The 20,927-nt window shown below is 74.7% G+C and carries 16 protein-coding genes and 1 tRNA gene; 8 read left to right on the top strand and 9 right to left on the bottom strand.

The window, feature by feature from the left end:
* Window positions 1–103: 103 nt before the first annotated feature.
* Window positions 104–1,366 carry an MFS transporter gene (locus OIM89_RS01855; protein ID WP_051727181.1) on the bottom strand — a complete coding sequence of 421 codons (1,263 nt, stop codon included), beginning with the start codon at window positions 1,364–1,366 and terminating at the stop codon, window positions 104–106.
* An 86-nt stretch (window positions 1,367–1,452) separates the two neighbouring features.
* Between OIM89_RS01855 and OIM89_RS01850 the strand changes: the two genes are divergently transcribed.
* Window positions 1,453–2,478, top strand: coding sequence for an ArsR/SmtB family transcription factor (locus OIM89_RS01850; RefSeq protein ID WP_257381125.1), 1,026 nt, complete (start codon window positions 1,453–1,455; stop codon window positions 2,476–2,478).
* Between the two features lie 36 nt (window positions 2,479–2,514).
* Here the strand turns inward: OIM89_RS01850 and OIM89_RS01845 are convergent, their stop codons facing one another.
* The 5 genes from OIM89_RS01845 to OIM89_RS01825 form a co-directional block, all read right to left on the bottom strand.
* Entirely contained in the window at window positions 2,515–3,795 is a 1,281-nt protein-coding gene (locus tag OIM89_RS01845; RefSeq protein WP_047466665.1) for a YeeE/YedE family protein, read from the bottom strand.
* Between the two features lie 382 nt (window positions 3,796–4,177).
* Entirely contained in the window at window positions 4,178–5,338 is a 1,161-nt protein-coding gene (locus tag OIM89_RS01840; protein ID WP_151167489.1) for an acyl-CoA dehydrogenase family protein, read from the bottom strand.
* Window positions 5,339–5,430: 92 nt separating this feature from the next.
* The gene (locus tag OIM89_RS01835) at window positions 5,431–6,951 is read right to left on the bottom strand and encodes a 3-hydroxyacyl-CoA dehydrogenase (RefSeq protein ID WP_030697708.1); all 1,521 of its coding nucleotides are present in this window, start codon (window positions 6,949–6,951) and stop codon (window positions 5,431–5,433) included.
* 58 nt (window positions 6,952–7,009) lie between these two features.
* Window positions 7,010–7,831: a CoA-transferase subunit beta gene (locus OIM89_RS01830; RefSeq protein ID WP_195730063.1), complete on the bottom strand. Its 822-nt coding sequence runs from the start codon at window positions 7,829–7,831 to the stop codon at window positions 7,010–7,012.
* A gap of 67 nt (window positions 7,832–7,898) precedes the next feature.
* Window positions 7,899–8,810 carry a CoA transferase subunit A gene (locus OIM89_RS01825; protein WP_175458383.1) on the bottom strand — a complete coding sequence of 304 codons (912 nt, stop codon included), beginning with the start codon at window positions 8,808–8,810 and terminating at the stop codon, window positions 7,899–7,901.
* A gap of 208 nt (window positions 8,811–9,018) precedes the next feature.
* Here OIM89_RS01825 and OIM89_RS01820 point away from each other — a divergent pair, with 208 nt between their 5' ends.
* From OIM89_RS01820 to OIM89_RS01805, 4 genes are all read left to right on the top strand, one after another.
* Window positions 9,019–9,924, top strand: coding sequence for a LysR family transcriptional regulator (locus OIM89_RS01820; protein WP_023415941.1), 906 nt, complete (start codon window positions 9,019–9,021; stop codon window positions 9,922–9,924).
* Window positions 9,925–10,061: 137 nt separating this feature from the next.
* A complete protein-coding gene (locus OIM89_RS01815; RefSeq protein ID WP_226964753.1) occupies window positions 10,062–11,300 on the top strand; it encodes an acetyl-CoA C-acetyltransferase in 1,239 nt (412 codons plus the stop codon).
* 210 nt (window positions 11,301–11,510) lie between these two features.
* Entirely contained in the window at window positions 11,511–12,845 is a 1,335-nt protein-coding gene (locus tag OIM89_RS01810) for an MFS transporter (RefSeq protein ID WP_030697704.1), read from the top strand.
* Window positions 12,846–12,882: 37 nt separating this feature from the next.
* Entirely contained in the window at window positions 12,883–13,341 is a 459-nt protein-coding gene (locus OIM89_RS01805; RefSeq protein WP_047466669.1) for a MaoC family dehydratase, read from the top strand.
* Between the two features lie 81 nt (window positions 13,342–13,422).
* Here the strand turns inward: OIM89_RS01805 and OIM89_RS01800 are convergent, their stop codons facing one another.
* Window positions 13,423–15,507 (bottom strand): MDR family MFS transporter, encoded by a 2,085-nt coding sequence (locus OIM89_RS01800; RefSeq protein ID WP_175458378.1) that lies wholly within the window; start codon window positions 15,505–15,507, stop codon window positions 13,423–13,425.
* 70 nt (window positions 15,508–15,577) lie between these two features.
* The gene (locus OIM89_RS01795) at window positions 15,578–16,132 is read right to left on the bottom strand and encodes a DUF309 domain-containing protein (RefSeq protein WP_030697701.1); all 555 of its coding nucleotides are present in this window, start codon (window positions 16,130–16,132) and stop codon (window positions 15,578–15,580) included.
* Window positions 16,133–16,298: 166 nt separating this feature from the next.
* Between OIM89_RS01795 and OIM89_RS01790 the strand changes: the two genes are divergently transcribed.
* The 3 genes from OIM89_RS01790 to OIM89_RS01780 all read left to right on the top strand — a co-directional run bounded on the left by OIM89_RS01790 (window position 16,299) and on the right by OIM89_RS01780 (window position 20,312).
* On the top strand, window positions 16,299–18,926 hold the full coding sequence (locus tag OIM89_RS01790; protein ID WP_264490914.1) for an ATP-binding protein: 2,628 nt from the start codon (window positions 16,299–16,301) through the stop codon (window positions 18,924–18,926).
* 86 nt (window positions 18,927–19,012) lie between these two features.
* Window positions 19,013–19,086, top strand: a tRNA-Pro gene (locus OIM89_RS01785).
* Window positions 19,087–19,421: 335 nt separating this feature from the next.
* Window positions 19,422–20,312 (top strand): S1 family peptidase, encoded by an 891-nt coding sequence (locus OIM89_RS01780; RefSeq protein ID WP_030697699.1) that lies wholly within the window; start codon window positions 19,422–19,424, stop codon window positions 20,310–20,312.
* Between the two features lie 159 nt (window positions 20,313–20,471).
* On the opposite strand, the gene OIM89_RS29945 is transcribed toward OIM89_RS01780, so the two are convergent.
* Window positions 20,472–20,798, bottom strand: coding sequence for a hypothetical protein (locus OIM89_RS29945; protein WP_030697698.1), 327 nt, complete (start codon window positions 20,796–20,798; stop codon window positions 20,472–20,474).
* Between the last annotated feature and the right edge of the window lie 129 nt (window positions 20,799–20,927).

Below are 20,927 nucleotides of genomic sequence, written 5' to 3'. Positions count from 1 at the left end.
CGCGCGGCGCCCCTGCGCTTCCCGTACCCTCCGCCGCCGTCCGGGACGCCTGCGCGACCGTGGTCCGCGATGGTACGCGCGTAGCTCACGCTTGCGAAACACCTTAAGGCGTACGCGTGTTGGGGAAACGGGCGGTCGAGGGGCCCGGGGCTGCCCGTACGGGCGACCGGCGTGTCGCGCCCCGGCAGAGCAGGAGGACCGCCGACCCGAGCAGCCCCGCCCCGGCCACCACGAGCGACGGATCGAGAAACTCGGCCACCGCCCCCGCCGCCGCGAACCCCAGCCCCTGACCGGCCATCAGCCCGGCGAGCGCCAACGTCAGCGCCCGGCCGCGCAGCGGAGCCGGAGCCGCCTCCAGGGTCCGCTGGTCCAGCGCCATCGCGTACGGGTAGCCCAGTCCGCTCACCACCAGCAGCGCGGTGGCGGCCAGGAGTCCGGGTCGGAAGACGAAGCCCAGCAGGGGGACGAAGATCAGCGCGGCGGAGGGCACCAGCAGCCGCGCCCGGGTGGCGGGGCTCAGCAGCGTCCCGTACAGCAGTTCCCCGGCGACCGAACCGGCCGGCGCGGCGCAGAGCAGCAGCGCCACCCCGGCGGGACCCGCGCCCAACTGCGCCGCGTACGGGGCGGCCAGCGCCTCCGGCGCGACGGCCAGGGCGGGCGGCAGCCAGGTCAGCAGGAGCAGCGGCCGCAACCCGGGCACCGCCCACACCTGCCGGACTCCCGCCAGCGAGGCCCGGGCCACCGACCCGCCCCGCCCGAGCCGCGCCGGCCGCCGCCGCGTCCCGTACCGCAGGAGCACGGCGGCGCCCGCGAACCCGGCGGCCGAGGCGAGCAGGGCGTGCGCCGCCGGGACCGCGAGGAGGAGCAGACCGCCGACGGCGAAGCCCGCGACCTGGGTGGACTGGGCGACCAGGCGCAGCAGCGAACGGCCCAGCGGGTAGCCGCCGTCGGGCAGCAGGTCGGGCAGGGCCGCGGCCCGCGCGCCCTGGAAGACGGGCGCGGCCACCCCGAGCACCAGCACCAGCGCCAGCAGCACCGGGACCGGCAGTCCGGGCAGCGCCATGGCGGCGGCCACCGCGCAGCTCAGCGCCTGGCAGACCACGAGCACGTCCCGTGCCGGGCACCGGTCGGCCACCGCCGACAGCAGGGTCGCGCCGAACAGGTACGGGGTGAAGCCGAGGGCGAAGGCGAGCGAGGCCAGCAGGGCCGAGCCGGTCCGGGCGTACACCAGGACCGACAGGGTGGTCTGGACGACGACGGTGCCGCAGGTCGCGAGGGTCTGGGCGAGGAGCAGGGCGCGGAACTCGGGCACGGCGAGCACCGTGCGGTACGAGGCCGGGCGGGCCGGGGAGTCAGGGATGGGCATGGCCGGGAGCCTGCGCGGGCCGCCGCATCCGGTTCAATGCATTCGTTCCCGGCCGAATCCCCGGCCGCCGGGAGAAGGGGGACGGTGTGCCCGTACAGCTCGACGTGGGAACCGCGGACCTGTTGCGCTGCCGGTTCGCGCTCTCGCCGCTGTGGGAGACGGTGGCCGCCGTGCGCACGCTGGCCGAGCCGGGGCGGCAGGTGTATCACCGGCCCTGGCTGCGCGAGGTGGCCGCCGGGCACGACCCCGCCCGCACCGCACCGCTCGCCCTGCTGCTGCCGCGCACCGGGAGCACCCCCGACTTCCTCACCCCGCCGCCCGCCGGGCCGCACGCGGAGATCGAGGAGGAGCTGGCCCGGGTCGCCGCCACCCCGCTCGACCAGGTCGAGTCGGAACTGCGCCGGTCCCTGCTCGGGCCACCCGGCCGGGACGTGGTGCCGCCTCCAGAGGCCGCCGCCCGCCTGCTCGCCGACCCCGGCCGCACCCTGCGGGAGCTGACCGAACTCCTGCGCGGCTGCTGGCACAGTCTGCTCGCGCCCCGGTGGCCACGGGTGCGGGACCTGCTGGAGGCCGACATCGCCGTACGCTCCCGGGACCTCGCCCGGGCAGGGCTCCGGCGGACGCTCACCGGCCTGCATCCGGCCGTCGGCTGGGAGGAGCCGGGGACGCTCCGGATCGAGGCGCCGCACCGGGCGCACCGGCGGCTCGACGGCGAGGGCCTGCTGCTCCTGCCGAGCGCCTTCGTCTGGCCCGCGCTCACCGTCGTCACCGACCCGCCGTGGCAGCCCACCCTCGTCTACCCGGCGCGCGGCGTCGGCGAGCTGTGGCACGGCGCCGGACCGGCCGCGCCTCGCGCGCTCGCCCGGCTCCTCGGGCGTACCCGGGCCCTGCTCCTGGCCGCCCTCGACGAGCCCGCCACCACCACCCGGCTGGCCCGCGCCCACGGCCTCGGCCCCGCCACCGTCTCCGCCCACCTCACCGCGCTGCGCGAGAGCGGCCTGGTCTCCCGGCGCCGGATCGGCCGGACCGTCGCGTACGCGCGGACGCCGCTCGGAGTGGCTCTGCTGCGCGGCGGCGAGGAACCGGGAACGCCCGCGCCCCCGCCCCGGTGAACAGGACGGGGGCGCGGGGCCCGGGTGTGCGGGTGGTCAGCAGACGCTGTCGGTCGGCTTCGGGTTGCCGAGGCCGAAGAAGGGGCGGAGCTTGAGGCCCGCCCAGGTGCCCGCGATGGCGACGGCGCCCCAGAGCCAGCCGTGCAGGGAGCCCGAGGCGATGCCCGCGAGGTAGGCGCCGATGTTGCAGCCGCCCGCGAGCCGGGCGCCGATCCCCATCAGCACACCGCCGAGCACGGCGGCCACGGCCGTCTTGGCCGGGATGCCCCGGTGCAGGGTCCAGACGCCGCCGGCCGCCGAGGCGAGGGCGGCACCGATCATGATGCCGATGTCGGTGAGGCTGTTCTTGTCGGCCAGCACCGGGCCGGAGAGCTGTGCGGCGCTGCCCGGCTGCTGCCAGAAGGCCCAGGTCTCCGGGGAGCCGCCGAGGAAGCCGACCAGCTTCGAGCCCCACAGGGCGAAGGCGCTGGTGATGCCCCAGGCACCGCCGGAGACGAGCAGCACGGCCGCGCCGAGCACCGCGAGGGCCACCGCGCCGACGGCCAGCGGCCACGAGCCGCGCACCACGCGGGCCAGGGTGGAGCGGGCCGAGGGCGGCGCGCCGACCGGCGGCGGGTTGCGCCGGGCCTGCACGGTACGGGCGATCCACCAGACGGCGGCCAGCGCCAGCACGGTCACCGCCCAGGAGCCGAACCAGCCCACGTGGTCGGAGAGCAGGACCGGGTCGAGTGCCGGAAGGTCGCTCCACAGGCCGAACTGCCAGGCGGCCAGCGTCGACCCGGCGATGAAGCCGAAGAGGGTCAGCACGATCGAGGACTGGCCCGAGCCCACCGCGAAGAGCGTGCCCGAGGCGCAGGCGCCGCCCAGCTGCATCCCCACCGCGAAGACGAACGCCCCGATCAGCAGCCCGATGCCGAGCGGGCCGGCGCTCGGCGCCGGGGTGGAGCCGAACAGGCCCGTCCCGGTGCCGATGATCAGGGCGAAGAGGGTGGCGGTGGTGCCGAGCAGCAGGGTGTGGGCGCGCAGCCCCGTCCCGTTGCCGACGGAGACCAGCTGCCGCCAGGCCGAGGTGAAGCCGAAGCGGGAGTGGAAGAGGGCGTAGCCGAGGCCGGTGCCGAGCAGGAGCAGCACACCCGGCTTGGCGCCGTGCTGGACGAAGACGTACGCGCAGAGCAGCACGCCGATGACGGCGGCCACCGTCAGCGGTACGCGGCGTACGGCGGGGGCGGGCGGCGCCTCGGGGGCGGGCACCGAGGTGGGGGAGGGGGAGATCAGGGCGGCGCGGGGAGGCGCCCCGGCGGGGGGAGCGGTGGTCACAGCGGTACTCCGGGAAGAGGTGGGGAGGCCGGACGGCACGGGCGGACGCGCACCCGGGGGAGAGGGGCGCGAGAGGGGTGTCAGCTGCGACAGAGCGCGTCGTCCACGCTCCACGGCGTGGCCGCGAAGAGGGCGAGCGCCAGGCGGCGTGCGGGTCCGAACATGTGCGCCACTGTAAGGACGGTGCGGGCGATCAGGGGAATGTGTCTCGCATCGCGAGAAGAAAAATGAGACGCGGCGGTGGGGGTGGCCGAGAAACCCCAGGTGGGAGATGGCGCCGCGCCGCGTCACGGAGTCCCGGGCCGCTCTCGCCCGCGACGCGGCCGGGCGCCCACACCCCCTGTCCAGGATGCGGACGCCCGGCCGGACGGAGCCGTGCGGCTCAGTTCATCGCGTCCACGCCGGTCAGGGCGCGGCCGATGATCAGCTTCTGGACCTGGCTGGTGCCCTCGTAGAGGGTGAGGACGCGGGCGTCGCGGAGGTACTTGCCGACGGGGTACTCGTCGATGTAGCCGTAGCCGCCGAAGACCTGGAGGCAGTTGTTGCTGACGCGGACGGCGGCCTCGCTCGCGTGGTACTTGGCGACCGAGGCGTCCGTCGCGTACTCCTTCGGGCTCGCCCCGGCGTCCGCCATGCGGGCCACCTGGTGGGTGAGGAGCCGGGCCGCGCGCACGTCCACCTCCGAGTCGGCCAGCAACTCCTGGACCAGCTGGAACGAGGCGATCGGCTTGCCGAACTGGGTGCGCTCCCTGGCGTACCGGACGGCGGCGTCGACGGCGCCCTGGGCGAGGCCGACGGCGCCGGCCGCGACCGAGACGCGGCCGCGCGAGAGGGTGCCCAGCGCGATGCCGAGGCCCCGGCCCTCCTCGCCGAGCCGCGCCGTGTCGGGGACGCGGACGCCCTCCAGGGTCAGTTCCGCGGTGGCCTGGCCGCGCAGGCCGAGCTTGCCGTGGATCTCGGTGGCGGTGAATCCGGGGGTGCCGGTGGGGACCAGGAAGGCCGTCAGGCCCTTCTCGCCGGTCCGGGCGAAGACCAGCGCCACATCGGCGACTGTGCCGTTGGTGATGAAGATCTTGGCGCCGTCGATGACCCAGTCACCGCCGTCGCGGCGCGCCCGGGTCGACACCGACCCGGCGTCCGACCCGGTCCCCGGCTCGGTCAGCGCGAAGCAGCCCAGCGCCTCACCGGCCGCCAGTCGCGGCAGCCACTCGGCCTTCTGCTCGTCGGTGCCGTGGGTGGCGATCGTCTTCGACACCAGGCCGAGCGAGACGGAGACGATCCCGCGCACCGAGGAGTCACCACGCCCCAGCTCCTCGGTGACCAGCGTGTAGGAGAGCATGTCGGCTTCGACGCCCCCGTACTCCTCGGGCAGCATCAGCCCGAGAATGCCCAGCTCGCCCAGGCGCTTGACGATGCCCGGGTCGACGCGCTCGGCCCGGTCCCAGTCGCGTACGTGCGGCACGATCTCGTTGTCGACGAACTCCGCGGCCAGGGACCGGAAGTCGCGCTGGGTCTCGGTGAGGCCGAAATCCCTTGTCAGCACGGTGTGTTCTCCTTCAGCGCGCCGGCGCGCCTGGCGTGCCGGACGGACGGGTGGGTGCGGGTGCGGGTGCGGGGCGGGCGTCGCCCGGCCGGTCAGGCGTACGCCGCCTCGGGGCCGGTGCCCGGATCGGTGAGGGCCATGCCCAGCCGGGCCCGTTCGGCGAGCCAGCGGGTCGGCCGGTGGCGCGGGTCGCCGGTCGCGGCGAGCAGCGCCGACTGGAGCTCCAGCAGGCGGTCCGCGCCGACCAGGTCGCCCCAGGCGAGCGGCCCGTGCGGGTAGCCGAGCCCGGCGGTGACGGCGGTGTCGATGTCGGCGGGCCGGGCCAGTCCGCGTTCGGCGACCGAGGCGGCGACCGAGACGATCGAGGAGAGCAGCCGCTGCGCCACCGAACCCGCCGTGTCACGCACCGCCGTGACGGTGTGCCCGCCCGCCGCCAGCACCGCCCGGGCGTCCCGGGCCGCCACCGGGTCGGCGGCCGGGGTCACCGACAGCACCCGGCGCGGCCGGCCCACCGAGAGCGGGTCGACGCCGAAGCTCCGCCCACGGGGCAGGCTCATCTCGGCCACGGCCCGCGCGACGCTGTCGCCCCAGACGGGGACCAGCACCAGCGCGTCCGGCGCGTCCTGCCCCTCGGGCAGCAGCGCGGCCCCGTCCGCCGCGAGCGCCTCGCGCAGCGCCACGGCGTGCGGCCCGGTCCCGGCGACGCGCACCGCGCGCCGGGCGTCCCCGGTCACCGGCGGTTCGGGGACGGGCTCGGGCGCGTCGGGACCGTACCGGTAGAAGCCCTCGCCGGTCTTGCGGCCGTGCAGTCCGGCGGCGACGCGGTTGGGGGTGAGGAAGGAGGGGCGGAGCCGCTCCGAGTACCGGAAGCCCTCCCAGATCGTGTCGACCACCTTCGACGTGACGTCGAGACCGGTCAGGTCCATCAGCTCGAACGGGCCCATCCTCAGCCCCAGCACGTCCCGCGCGATCCGGTCCACCGCCTCCACCGGCGCGGCCTGCTCCTCCAGCAGCGCCAGCGCCTCGGTGACCAGGCCCCGGCCCGCGTGGTTGACGAGGAAGCCCGGCGTGTCGGCGACGGTGACGGCGGCGTGGCCGCTCGCCCGGACCGTCTCCGCCAGCTCCTCGGCCAGCCCCGGCCGGGTGCGGGCGCCGGGGATCACCTCGACCACCTTCATCAGCGGCACCGGGTTGAAGAAGTGCAGCCCGACCAGCCGTTCCGGCTCGCGGAGCCCGGCGGCGATCCGGGTGACCGGCAGCGAGGAGGTGTTGGTGGCGAGGACGGCGGTGGCCGGCAGCACCTCCTCCAGGCGGCGGAACAGTTCCGTCTTGACCGCCAGGTCCTCCAGGACCGCCTCGATCACCAGCTCCACGCCGTCCCCGGGCGCGTCCGGCGCGTCCAGGGGCACGAGCCGCCCGGCAGCGTCGTCCGCCTCGGCCCGGCCGAGGCGGCCCTTCTCGGCCGCCCGGTCGAGCATCCGCCGGACGAAGGCGACGGCCTCGTCCACCGACTCCCGGCGGGCGTCGCCCAGTTCCACGGTGTGCCCGGCGGTCACCGCCCACTGGGCGATGCCCCGGCCCATGACTCCGGCGCCGACGACTCTGATGCGCATGACGGGGTGCTCCTCGGTAGGGGTGACGGTGAGGGGAAGGGTGAGCGTGGGCGCCCGCTCAGCGGAGGTAGACCCGGCCCGGGTCGACGTCCTCGCGCAGCAGCCGCAGTTCGGCGGCGGAAGGCGGCTCGATCACCGCGACCTCGTCGGCGACGGCCAGCTCCCAGCCGGTCGCCTCCCGCACCTGGTCGACGGTGACCCCGGGGTGGACGGCGGTCAGCCGCAGCTCCTCGCCGACCCCGGCCCGCTCCAGGAGCCCGAGGTCCGTGACGACCCGGGTGACCCCCGAGCCCAGTGGCCGGATGCCGTCGGCCAGCGCCCGGTCCGGCCCCGGCGAGGTGCAGAAGTCCAGCTCGGCGGTGAAGGAGCGCGGCGTGTGACGGCGCATCACCACGAAGATCTCCCGCGCGTTGGCCATCACCTCCATCGCCCCGCCCGCCCCCGGCAGCCGCACCTGCGGGCGCTCCCACTCCCCGATCACCGAGGAGTTGAGGTTGCCCCAGCGGTCGATCTGGGCGGCGCCGAGGAACCCGACGTCGATGTGGCCGCCCTGGAGGACCGCGCCGAAGAGCGTCGCCATCGGCAGCACCGCCTCGGCGCCGGTGATGAGCACCGCGTCGGCGATGGTCTCGGGCAGCCGGGCGGGGTGCGCCCCGCAGACCCCGGACTCGTAGACGATCTCCAGGCCGGGGGCGACCGTCAGGTGGGCCAGGGAGGCGGCCAGGGTCGGCAGGCCGATCCCGGCGAAGACCGTGCGGCGCCCCGCCAGCGCGCGGGAGGCGACGACGGCGAGCAGTTCGGAGGAGGTGGCGCCGGCCGCCGGGGCCTCGGCGGCACCGGAGATCCCGGGGGCGGCGGCGGGCGGGGGAGCGGTGGTCATCGGCGGGACTCCTTCGGCGGTGCGGGGGAGGGCGGGGCGGGGGCTGCCACGGTCGCGGGCGTCGGGCTCACAGCCGCCGCCCGTAGTCGACCTGCCCGCTCAGCGCCTCGCCCACCGCGAGGTGGTCGCGGAAGTGGCCGGCGAGCTTGGCGGCGTACTCGGTGTGGTCGCGGGTGCCGTACACCCACTCGTCCAGCCAGGCACGCAGCCGCTCGGCATCCTTGCTGATGTGGGACCAGGAGCGGTAGAAGGCGTTGTCCCGGTCGTAGTAGCCCTGGGCGAAGGAGGGGTGGGCGCCACGCGGGCAGTGCACCACCGCGTCCACCGCGTGCGCGGGGACCACGGTGCGGTTGGGGTCGGCACGGATCACCTCGTCGTCGACGATCTCCTCGACCACCACCACGGCGCGCTTCGCCGCGTACACCGCCTCCGCCTGGACGCCGGTCAGCCCCCAGATCTGGGTGTTGCCGAGCCGGTCGGCGCGCTGGGCGTGGATGAAGGTGACGTCCGGGTTGACCGGCGGGACCACGTAGATCTGCTCGGGCTCGCCGTCCGGGCCCGGGTAGGGCGAGGTGACCTTGCGCAGCGCCGGGTTGATGCCGGGCAGGTCGCTGCCGGCGTAGGAGCGCAGCGGGAGGAAGGGGAGGCGCTGGGCGCCGGCCTGGTAGCGGCAGACCATGCCGTGGTGGCTGTACTCCTCGAACTCCAGCGGCTCGGGGTCGGCCCGCTCGATCCGGCGGCGCAGCTCACCGAGGGAACCGGCGGAGGAGTTGCCGACGAACGAGGAGACGAGGCGCTTGACGCAGCCGCCCGCCAGCATCTGGTCGACCACGATGTCGGCGGTCATCCGCACCACCGTCAGGTCGCGGCGGCGCTGCCGGATGATCTCGTGCCCGGCGGCCGTGGGGATGAGGTGGGTGAAGCCCTCCAGGCAGACCGTGTCTCCGTCGTGCACGAACGCCGCCACGGCGTCCCTCATCGACAGGGTCTTGTCCGGCGGGGCCACGGATCGTTCCACGGCAGGCAGCTCCTCGGCGCGTACGGATCGGAAACGGCGCGCCCCCGGGGCGTCCTCGACGTCCCGCACGGCGGCCGGGTCTCACGGTGCCAGCGACTATTGATTGCCGTCCAATACCGAATTAAGGTCACATCAAGACGCCCAGCTGAACAATCTTCCGAGGAACACCGTGGAACTGCGCTATCTCACCGCCTTCGTGGCCGTCGCCGAGGAGCTGCACTTCGGACGCGCCGCCAAGCGGCTCCAGATGGCACAGCCCCCGCTGAGCCAGCAGATCCGCCAGCTGGAGAAGGAACTGGGCGCCCAGCTCTTCGAACGCAACACCCGCTCGGTCCGCCTCACCAGCGCCGGCGAGTCCTTCCTCGGCCCGGTCCGCACCGTGCTGGACGACCTCGACCTCGCTGTCCGCGCCGTCAAGGCCGCCGGGCGCGGCGAGTACGGCCGGGTCACCGTCGGCTTCGCCGGTGCCTCCAGCCACGAGGCACTGCCGCTGCTCACCGGCGCCGTCCGCGCCGCCCACCCCGGCATCGCGCTGATCCTCACCGGCCAGACCTACGCCGACACCGCGCTCGCCCGCGTCGCCGAAGGCAGCCTCGACCTCGGCTTCGTCCGCCTGCCCGCCTCCCGCCCGGGGGTGCGCACCCGGGTCATCGGCGAGGAGGAACTGATCTGCGCCCTGCCCGGCGACCACCCGCTGGCCGCCCGCGAGCGCATCGCCCTGACCGACCTCGCCGACCAGCCCTTCGTCAGCTTCCCGGCCAACGCCGGCTCCAGCCTCCGCGACGCCATGGTCCGCGCCTGCGAGAGCGCCGGGTTCACCCCGCGCGTCGTCCAGGAGGCCCCCGACTCCCACACCATCCTCGCCCTGGTCGCGGCCGGGGTCGGGGTCACCCTCACCCTCACCTCGGTCCAGCACGTCCAGTCCACCGGCCTGGTCTACCGCCCCCTGGACGCCGAGCCGGTCCGCCTCCACGCGGCACTGGCCTGGCGCGCCGACAACCCCTCCGCCGCGCTGCGCAGCGTCCTCGCCGTGGCCGAACAGGCGCTGCCCACGCCGCCCGGCGCCGCCGATTGAGACGTACGCCGTCTCAGTCAGCGAGTAACTGAGTATTGGAAGTCGCGGGCCCGCCAGTGCGAGGGTCGACGCGGGCCGCCCCCGCCCCGAACGGGGGCGGCCCGCGCACCCGTACGCGCCCTCAGGAGGCCCCGCCCATGTCCGCAGCCCCGACCCCCGCCGCGTCCCCCGACGACATCGTCGTCTGCTCGCCGCTGCGCACCCCCATCGGCCGGTTCGGCGGTGCGCTGGCAGGGCAGCGGCCCGCCGCGCTCGCCGCGCACGTCATCTCCGCCGTCGTCGAGCGGAGCGGCGTCGACCCCGAACGCATCGACGAGGTGATCCTCGGGCACGCCTACCCGACCAGCGACGCCCCCGCCATCGGCCGCGTCGCCGCCCTCGACGCGGGGCTCCCCGACCGGGTGACGGGCGTGCAGATCGACCGGCGCTGCGGCTCCGGGCTCCAGGCCGTCATCGACGCCGCCCTCCAGATCGGCGGCGGCTTCAGCGAGGTCGTCGTCGCGGGCGGCGTCGACGTGATGAGCGCCGCCCCCTACTACACGCACGAGGGCCGCTGGGGCATCCGCGGCCCCGGCCTCCAGCTCCACGACTCGCTCGCGCGCGGCCGCACCGAGGCGGGCGGCGTCCACCACCCGATACCCGGCGGCATGATCGAGACGGCTGAGAACCTGCGCCGCGCCTACCAGGTGAGCCGCGAGGACCAGGACGCGCTGGCCCTCAGCTCCCAGCGCCGCGCCGCCGACGCCCTGGCCGCCGGCCGGTTCGCCGAGGAGACGGTGCCCGTACCGGTCCGCACCCGCAAGGGCGAGATCCGCGTCGACACCGACGAGCACCCCCGCCCCGACACCACCGCCGGACAGCTCGCCGCGCTCAAGCCGATCCTGCGCGCCACCGATCCCGAGGCGACCGTCACCGCCGGCAACGCCAGCGGCCAGAACGACGCCGCCGCGGCCTGCCTCGTCACCAGCCGGGCCACCGCCGAACGGCTCGGGCTCACCCCCCTCGTCCACCTCGTCTCCTTCGCCCGCACCGGCGTGCCCGCCGAGACGATGGGGCTGGGCCCGGTCGCCGCCACCGCCACCGCCCTGGAGAAGGCCGGACTGACCCTCGCCGACCTCGACCTGATCGAGCTGAACGAGGCGTTCGCCGCCCAGACCCTCGCCTGCACCCGCCTGCTGGGGCTCACCGCCGACGACCACGAGCGGATCAACGTCAACGGCTCCGGCATCTCGCTCGGCCACCCCGTCGGCGCCACCGGCGCCCGCATCCTCGCCACCCTCGCCCACGAGATGCGCCGCCGCGAGGCCCGCTGGGGCCTGGAGACCATGTGCATCGGCGGCGGCCAGGGCCTCGCCGCGGTCTTCGCCCGCGCCTGACCCTCCCCTCCCGGTGATACCGGGACCGTCTCACTGCATCAGCTATTTGGTATTGGACCGCTCTCGGTGCCGCCTGGCACCGTAGCGGCCATCACACCGGAGGCCACCGGGGCGGGACGCCCCCGAAGCCCCGCGTTCGTACCGCGGCCACCCCCAAGGCCCGCCCCCACCCCACCCTTCCGCTGATCAACGCTGCCCATGGGAGCCGTCATGAGCACCACCGCCGACCAGGCGCGGAGCAAAACCGCCCGCCGAGCGGGAATCGGAGCCTTCATCGGCTCCACCATCGAGTGGTTCGACTTCTACATCTACGGAACCGCCGCCGCCCTCGTCTTCGACAAGGTGTTCTTCCCCGAACTCGAAGGCGCCCTCGGCACCCTCGTCGCCTTCGCCACCTTCTGGGTCGGCTTCCTCGCCCGCCCGCTCGGCGGCATCATCTTCGGCCACTTCGGCGACAAGCTCGGCCGTAAGACCACCCTGGTCATCACCCTGCTCCTGATGGGCATCTCGACCACCGCGATCGGCCTGCTGCCCAGCTACGAGAGCATCGGCATCGCCGCCCCGATCCTGCTGGTCTGCATCCGCATGATCCAGGGCATCGGCCTCGGCGGCGAGTGGGGCGGCTCCGTCCTCATCGCCTCCGAGCACGCCCCCAAGGGCAAGTCGATCCTCTACGGCGCCTTCGCCCAGCAGGGCTCCCCGGTCGGCAACACCCTCTCCACCCTCAGCTTCCTCGCCATCAGCCAGCTCCCCGACGACGCCTTCGTCGCCTGGGGCTGGCGGGTGCCCTTCCTTGCCTCGGCGCTGCTGGTCGTCGTCGGCCTCTTCGTCCGGCTCAAGGTCACCGAGTCGCCCGCGATGGCCCGCGTCATCGAGAAGCGCGAGACCGCCAAGGTGCCGCTCTCCGAGGTCCTGCGCAGCCACCCGATGCTGATCGTCCTCGGCATCGGCGCCTGCACCATCGGCCTCTCCGCCACCTACTTCAAGTCGACCTTCGCGCTCTCCTGGGCCACCACCGAGCTGAGCTTCGACCGCAGCTCCTTCCTGACGATCATCCTGGTCGCCAACATCACCCAGATCATCGCCCAGCCCTTCGGCGCGGTCCTCGCCACCCGGATGCGCAGCTGGTCGCGGGCGGTCACCTTCATGCTCGTGCCCGAACTGGTCCTGATGCCGCTGATGTTCCTCCTCATCGGCACCGAGAGCTACGGCCTGGCCATGCTCGGCGTCGCCGTCGCCACCATCCCGCACTGCCTCTACTACGCCGCCCTCGCCGGCATGCTCGCCAGCCGCTTCCCCGCCCACCTGCGGTACACCGGCATCTCGCTCTGCTACCAGCTCTGCGGCACCCTGCTCGGCGGCACCACCCCGATCATCGGCCAGTTCCTCCTCAACCAGACCGGCTCCATCACCGCCGTCATCGCCTACGCCGTCTTCCAGGTCGCCCTCACCCTCGGCTGCATGCTCCTGCTCCTCAAGCGCCGCAACTACGAGCAGGAGGACGAGGCGCCCCGCGCGGCCGCCCCCGCCGTCGCCACGGCCTGACCCCGCCGCTCCACCCCGCTCGCAGAAAGGCGCCCCCGTGCCCCGCACCGCCCACGGCATCGAGGAGATCACCGCCCTCGCCGGCCAGGACCTCGGTCACTCCCGCTGGTGGGAGGTGAGCCAGGAGACCATCGACACCTTCGCCGCGGTCTCCGGCGACCACCAGTGGATCCACACCGACACCGCCCGCGCCGCCGAAGGCCCCTACGGACGCACCATCGCCCACGGCTACCTGGTGCTGAGCTGGGGCATCCCGATGTTCGCCGAACTGCTCCAGGTCACCGGCGTCGGCATGGCCCTCAACTACGGCGTCAACAAGGTCCGCTTCCCGGCCCCCGTCCCCGTCGGCAGCCGCGTCCGCCTCCACGCCCGGGTGGCCTCGGTCGAACCCGTCAAACGCGGCGGCGTCCAGATGACCCGCGCCTTCACCTTCCAACGCGAAGGCACCGACAAGCCGGTCTGCGTCGCGGAGTCGCTGACGCACTTCTACCCGTGACAGCCTGACCGGCCCCGACGTAACGGCCTCCGCCTCTCACCGGGCGGAGGCCGTTCCCGTACGGAGGGAGGCGGCCGGGCGTCAGAGCACCGCCTTCGCCGACGTCGACCCCACCGGCCCCCGCTGCTCCGTCAGCCCCAGCGCCAGGTCCTCTGCCAGGAGCCGCTTGGCGATGGCGTCCACCGCGCGGCGCAGTTCCCGGTCGGCGGGTACGCCCCGGTCCTCGTCGAGCCGGGAGCGGAGCCAGTGGGCCCACGCCTCGGTGATGACCCGTGCCTCCCGGGCCCCGGCGGGCGTGTGGTCGATGAGGGTGCCGTGGCGGGTCAGGTAGCCCTCGTCCACCATCCGGTCGAAGACCGGGACCAGCACCTCCGGGGGCATCTGGCGGCGGGCCGCGATCAGGCCGAGCCCCGCGTGCCCCACGAGCCGGGTGAACAGCTCCACCTGCATCACCGCCCAGGCCCCGGCCGCGTCGAGCCGCGTGTCCGAATCGGCCACGATCCTGCGCGCCGTACGGGAGTCCGCCGACCGCAGGACGCCTGCCACCTCCCACTCCAGCAGCCGTTCCGAGTCGCCCGTGCCCGGGGTCGCGAACCCCTCGCCCATGTCGGTCGAGCCGTGCCGCGCGCTGTCCCGCAGCCGGACCTCCTTCAGGAAGAGCGCCACCACGAACCCGAGCAGCGCCACCGGCACCGTCCACAGGAACACCGTGTGCAGCGTCTCCGCGTACGCCTCCACCACCGGGCCGCGCGCCGTCCCGGGCAGCCCGTGCACCCCCTGCGGACTCCGTGCCGCCTGCGCCAGCGCCGCCGGGTCCACCCCGCCGGCGGCGGCCGCCGACCGTACCCCCTCGTCGAGGTTGGGGCCGAGCGCCGAGGCGTAGATGGTGCCGAAGACCGCCGTGCCGAAGGCGCTGCCGAGGGTGCGGAAGAAGGTGACGCCGGAGGTGGCGGTGCCCAGGTCCGCGTAGTCGACGGTGTTCTGCACGACGATCGTCAGCACCTGCATGGACAGGCCGATCCCGGCGCCGAGCACCACCATGTAGAGCGATTCGAGCCAGTCGCTGGTGTTCGCGTCCATCTGCGACAGCAGGAACAACCCGAGCGCCATCACCAGCGACCCCACCACGGGGAAGACCCGGTACCGCCCCGTCCGCCCCACCACGGTGCCGCTCAGCACCGACGCCGCGAGCAGCGCCACCACCATGGGCAGGGTTCGCACCCCGGAGAAGGTCGCCGAGTCCCCGTCGACGTACTGGAGATAGGTCGGCAGGAAGGTCAGCGCGCCCAGCATCGCGAAACCCACGATGAAACTGAGCACCGCGCAGACGCTGAAGACCGGGTTGCGGAAGAGCCGCATCGGCAGCATCGGCTCCCGGGCCCTGGTCTCCACCAGGCAGAACAACGCCAGCGCCACCAGGCCGCCCGCGAACAGGCCGATGATCACCGGCGAGCCCCAGGCGTACTCGTTGCCGCCCCAGGCCGTCGCCAGGATCAGGGCGCTCGCGCCCACCGCGACCAGCGCGATCCCCAGATAGTCGATCTTCGGCTTGTGCGCCGCGCGCACCGCAGGGATGGTCCGGGCGGCGGCGATCACCACGACGATGGCGATCGGGACGTTGACGTAGAACGCCCACCGCCAGGTCAGATGGTCGGTGAAGACCCCGCCGAGCAGCGGACCGACCACCGTCGACACGCCGAAGACCGCACCCATCGCGCCCTGGTACTTGCCGCGTTCCCGCAGCGGGATGACGTCGGCGATCAGCGCCATCGCCGTCACCATCAGCCCGCCCGCGCCGACGCCCTGCACCGCGCGCCAGGTGATCAGCAGCAGCATGTCGGTGGCGAGGCCGCACAGGAACGAGCCGGTGATGAAGACGACCGCCGAGATCTGGAAGACCACTTTGCGGCCGAACAGGTCGCCGAACTTGCCGACCAGGACCGTCGCCACCGTCTCGGCCAGCAGGTACGAGGTGACCACCCACGACATGTGGGAGGCCCCGCCCAGCTCCGCGACGATCGTCGGCAGCGCCGTCCCCACGATCGTCTGGTCCAGCGCCGCCAGCAGCACCCCCAGCGTGACCGTGACGAAGACGATGTTGCGCCGTCGCCGGTCCAGTACCGGCGGAGCGGCGGTCTGCGGCACGGTCTCATCGGTGCTCGTCACATCCGCCAGCCTCACACCGCCCCACCACCGACGCACCCGGACCCGGTCCGCACCGGTGACGCCGCCCCGCTCAGCGCCGGGCGCGCAACTCCGGCGCCACCGCCGCCGCGTCCGCCACCTGCCCCTCGGCGTCGACCCGCTCCGCCAGCGCCCGCGCCCACGCCACCACCCCGCCGGCGTCCAGCCCGCCCGGCGCCGGTGCCCCGGCCGAGCCCGCCCACCGCTCCACCTCGTCGGCGCCGCGCCGCAGCAGCCGGGCCCCGCCGGTCGTGTTCCCCCGCGCCGCGTGGGTGAGCCCCACCGCTGTCTGGGCCAGCCCGCGCCACAGGGCGCGCTGCTCGGCGGGCCCCGACTTCCAGGCGTCCTCGAACACCTCGTGCGCGTGGAAGGGCCGGCCCGCCCGCAACAGCTCCTGCGCCTCGTCCACCGACGCCCCCGCCGTCCGGACCACCCCCTCCGGCGCCCTCGGCACCCCCGGCGCGCCGTACGGCAGGGGGCGGCCCAGGCCGTCCCGGGGGCGGGCGTTGCGCGCCTTGCCCTCGGCGTCCCGGTCCCGTCCCCGGTCCGGCCGCACCGCCGCGCGCTCCTCGCCGGACTCCGCGCTCCTGTCATCCCTGGGTTCCATGCCCCCATCCTGCCCGCCACCCCCGAGCAAGGGCGCGCCACCGCGCACGCCTCGCGCGCCCGGGTGCGCCGGGCGTCCGGAACAGGCCGAAGTGTGTCGTCCGTACCACCGGGGCCACTAGGCTCGTCGGAGCAACCGCCCCCCGTACGAGCCCCCTTGGACAGGCATGACGACCACGCCGCCCCCGTGGCCCGGCGACCCGCTGCTCGAACGCGAGCTGGAACTCGCGGCGGCGGACCGCGCGGTCGACGCACTGTGCCGCCCCCGCCCCGAAGGCGGCCTGCTCGTCTACAGCGGCGCGGCAGGCATCGGAAAGACCTCCGTCCTCGCCCGCGTCCGCGCCCGGGCCGCCGAGCGCTGCACCGTCCGCACCACCCGCGCCGACCCCGCCACCACCGCCGTCCCCTTCCACACCGCCCGCGCCCTGTTCGCCCCCGACCTCGCCGACACCGACGGCCGCGCCGCCCTGCTCGGCCCGCACCGCGCCCTGGTCGGCCCCGCCCTCGGCCTCACCGCGCCGGGGACCGACCCCGCCGACCCGCAGGGCGTCCAGGACGGCCTGGTCGCGCTGGCCGCCCGCGCCGCCCGCCGGCACCACGCCCGCCCGCTGGTCCTCGTCCTGGACGACGCCCACTGGGCCGACGGCGAGTCGCTCGGCTGGCTCGCCGCCCTCGGCCCCCGCCTGGCCCGCCTCCCGCTCCTCCTGGTCGTCGCCCACCGGCCCACCGAGCACGCCGCCGAGGAGAGCCGCCCGCACCTCGACGCGCTGGGCACCGCCGCCCGCCTGCGCGTCACCCTGCGCGCCCTCACCCCCGAGGCCGCCGCCGACCTCACCCGCCGCGCCCTGGGCGCCGGCACCGACGAGGCCCTCGGACGCGAACTGTGGAACGCCACCGGCGGCAGCCCCTACGAACTGGCCGAACTCCTCGCCCGCCTGCGCGAACATCCCCTCGACCCCGGGGCCGACCGGGCCACCGCCGTCCGGGAACTCGCCGCCACCGTCCGGGGCCACCGGCTCGCCGACCGCCTCGGCGACCTCGGCCCCGACGCCGCCCGCCTCGCCTGGGCCGCAGCCGTCCTCGGCGCGGGCGTCCCGCTGCGGCTCGCCGCCAGCCTCGCCGGAATCTCCCCAGGACAGCAGGCCACCGCCACCGGACAGCTGTGCGCCGCCCGCGTGCTGAACCCCGGCGACACCGTCGACTTCACCCACCCGCTGGTCGCCGGAGCCGTCTACGACGCGGTGCCCCGCTCCCTGCGCACCGCCTTCCACGGCCGCGCCGCCTGGCTCCTGACCGCCGAGGGACACGGCCCGGCCGCCGCCGCCCGCCACCTCCTGGAGGTCCACCCCGACCAGGACCCCGCCCTGGTCGAGCAGTTACGCCGGGCGGCCCGCGAACACCTCGCCGTCGGCGCCCCCGACGCCGCCCGCCGCTGCCTCGAACGCGCCCTGCGCGAACCGCCCGAACACCACCTGCGCGCCCTCGTCCACCACGAACTGGGCTGCGCCGCCCTGCTCACCTCACCCGCCGACACCGTCCGCCATCTGCGCACCGCCCTCGAACTCCCCGGCCTCGACGACACCTTGCGCGCCGACGCCACCTTCCGCCTGGCCCAGGCGCTCGCCCACAACCAGCAGATGCGCGAAGCCTCCCTCAGCGTCGCCTTCGCCGCCGCCACCACCGAACCGGGCCCCGAACGCCTCCGCCTCCAGGCCGCCCACTTCATGTACGACGCGTTCCGCGCCACCGAGGACGACGGCCCCGGCCGCTCCCGCCGCCTGGCCCAGCTCGCCGACCCGCTGGCCGGCGAGACCAACGCCGAACGCGCCCTGCTCACCCTGCGCGCCTTCGACGGCATGCTGCGCGGCGAGAACCACACCGTCGTCGCCGAGTTCTGCGCACGGGCCCTCGCCGACGGCCGCCCGGCGCCGGGCCTCGGCTGGACCGACACCGCCTGGGGCTTCGAGTACCCGTGCCTCGCCGGGATCACCTACGCCTGGATCGACGAACTCGACCGCGCCGAGGAGCTCTTCGACGAGGCGGTCCGCGCGTACGAGATCTCCGGCTGGAGCGGTGGCCACCTCGCCTTCGCCCACATGCTGACCGGCGCCGTCCTGCGCCGGCGCGGGCGCCTCGCCGAGGCCGAGACCCGCCTGCGGGAGTCCCTGCGGCTCGCCGACCGGATCGGCACCGGGCTCCCCGTCCACTGGGACGCCGTCTGCCTCCTCGTCGACACCCTCCTCGCCCGGGGCCGTACCGCCGACGCCCAGCGCCTCGCGGAGGCCCGCGGCTTCGGCCCGCCCTACCCGGACGCGATGATCCTGCCCGACGCCCCCAGCGTCCACGGCCGCCTGCTGCTCGCCCTGGGCCGCGCCGACGAGGCCGTCGCCGGACTCGAGGCCGCCTCCGCCCTGGCCGGACGAGGCCGCCACAACCCGGTCTGGGCCCCCTGGCGCCGCGACCTGGCCGCCGCCCTCGCCGAGCGCGACCCCGAGCGGGCCCACGCCCTCACCGGCCGCCTGCGGGTCGACGCCGAACGCTTCGGCACCCCGACCGCCCTCGGCATGGCCCTGGGATGCGAGGCCGCCCTCGCCCCGGCCGGCGCCGCCCCGGCGCTGCACGCCCGCGCCGTCGCCCACCTGGAGGAGTCCCCGGCCCGCGACGAACTGGCCCGTGCCCGCGTCGCCCTCGGCCTCGCCACCGGCGACCGCGACCAGCTCCACCGCGGCCTGCTCCTGGCCCGCACCTGCGGTGCCGACGCCCTCGCCGAACAGGCCCGCGCGGCCCTCGCCTGAGCCCCCGCCCGACGGGTGCGGAACCACCCCCGGACGTGGGGTAAAGTTCTTCTCGCGCGGTCGGCGGAACACCGCAGAGCGCGCATCGGGACGTGGCGCAGCTTGGTAGCGCACTTGACTGGGGGTCAAGGGGTCGCAGGTTCAAATCCTGTCGTCCCGACTCGTGAGAGTCGTAGATCAGGGCCGGTTTCGGAGCAATCCGAAACCGGCCCTGAGCGTTTCCGTGGCCGGTGTTCGTCACCTCGCCGCTCGTTTTCCGTCATTCCCCGTTCCCCCGGCCGTTCTCCGATCCACCGGTTTGGTGGTGTCTGGATCTCGCTGGGGAGCTGCATATCGGCCAGGGACGCAGCGGGGGTCTTGTGTGGGTCCCCCTGGCTGTACAGGATTGAACCAAAGTTGTCAGGGACGCGTCGGCTGGATCGCGCCGCTCCTGACGACACGTCATGGGCGTCCACCCAACGCCCCGAGTTCCCCCCACGATCTGGAGGACTTGCAGTGCGACTCTCTCTCCCCCACGGCCTGTCGAGACGAGCACGACTCATCACCGGGGCCACCGCCCTGGCCGCATCCGCGGCGCTGATCGTCCCCGCCGCCACCGCGACCGCCCAGCCGGCGCCGAAGACGTTCAGCGCCAGCGCGCTGAACCAGACGGCCGACTCCGTGCGGAGCGCGGACATCGCCGGTACCGCCTGGTACGTCGACGCCGAGTCGGGCAAGGTCGTCGTCACGGTCGACAGCACCGTCAGCAAGGCCGAGATCGCCGAGATCAAGGCCGAGGCCGGCGCCAACGCCGCCGCGCTCGAGGTCAAGCAGACCCCCGGTAAGTTCTCCAAGCTCATCGCGGGCGGCGAGGCCATCACCACCGGCGGGTCCCGCTGCTCCCTGGGCTTCAACGTGCAGGACAGCGCGGGCACCAAGTTCGCGCTGACCGCCGGCCACTGCACCAACATCGGCAGCTCGTGGTCGATCGGCACCACCGCCGGCTCCAGCTTCCCGGGCAACGACTACGGCATCATCCGGCACTCCAACCCGAGCGCCGCCGACGGCCGTGTCTCCCTCTACAACGGCGGCTACCAGGAGATCACCGGCGCCGGCAACGCCTCGGTCGGCCAGTCCGTCCAGCGCAGCGGCAGCACCACCGGCCTGCACGGCGGTTCGGTCACCGGCCTCAACGCCACCGTCAACTACGGCGCCGACGGCATCGTCTCCGGCCTGATCCAGACCAACGTCTGCGCCGAGCCCGGCGACAGCGGCGGCGCGCTCTTCGCCGGCAGCACCGCGCTCGGCCTCACCTCGGGCGGCAGCGGCAACTGCTCCTCCGGCGGCACCACGTTCTTCCAGCCCGTCACCGAGGCGCTCAGCGCCTACGGTGTGAGCATCATCTGAGTCCCGCACCGCACAGGGTCCCTCTCCTCCGGACCTGAACGCTGCCCCCGCCGGTTCACCGGCGGGGGCAGTGCGCGTGGTGGACGGCCGCCGCCGCGGGCTACAGCCGCAGAATGCGCTCCGCGTTGCGGTGGGCGATCTTCTCGCGGTGGTTGGCCGTCAGGTGCGCGCTGCGCAGGAAGCTGACGGCCTGGGAGCTCCTCTCGAAAGGGTAGTCGAGGGCGACAGGACGTTGTCGACGCCCACCGCCCTGACGGCGGCCTGGAGCATGGTGTCGTCCATGACTCCGGAGGTGGTGATGGCGATGTTGTCGACCACCTGCACCCCGCCCCCGCCCCGGCGGGCGACTGGGAGATCACGCGCGACCGGCCGGAACTGGTCGGCCCGCTGTACAGCTGGGCGGCCGAGACCGCCGGACACGCGATGCGCGTCATCGTCGGCGGGGTCTTCGACGACTTCCCCGGCGCCCGGCTCGTCCTCGGGCACAAGGGCGATTTCCTGCCCTTCCACATGCCCCGGCTCGACCGGCGACGCCGTGCTCGTCCATGTCGGCGAGCCGGTACTCGGTGATGTCGGGAAGCCGCTTCAGCCACTCCTCGGCCACCTCGGGCTGCG

The organism is Streptomyces sp. BI87 (assembly GCF_025957665.1).
In the GTDB taxonomy this organism is placed as follows: Bacteria; Actinomycetota; Actinomycetes; order Streptomycetales; family Streptomycetaceae; genus Streptomyces; species Streptomyces albidoflavus.
The sequence above is the reverse complement of the archived record's forward strand: the minus strand, read 5'-3'. Positions and strand labels throughout refer to the sequence as shown.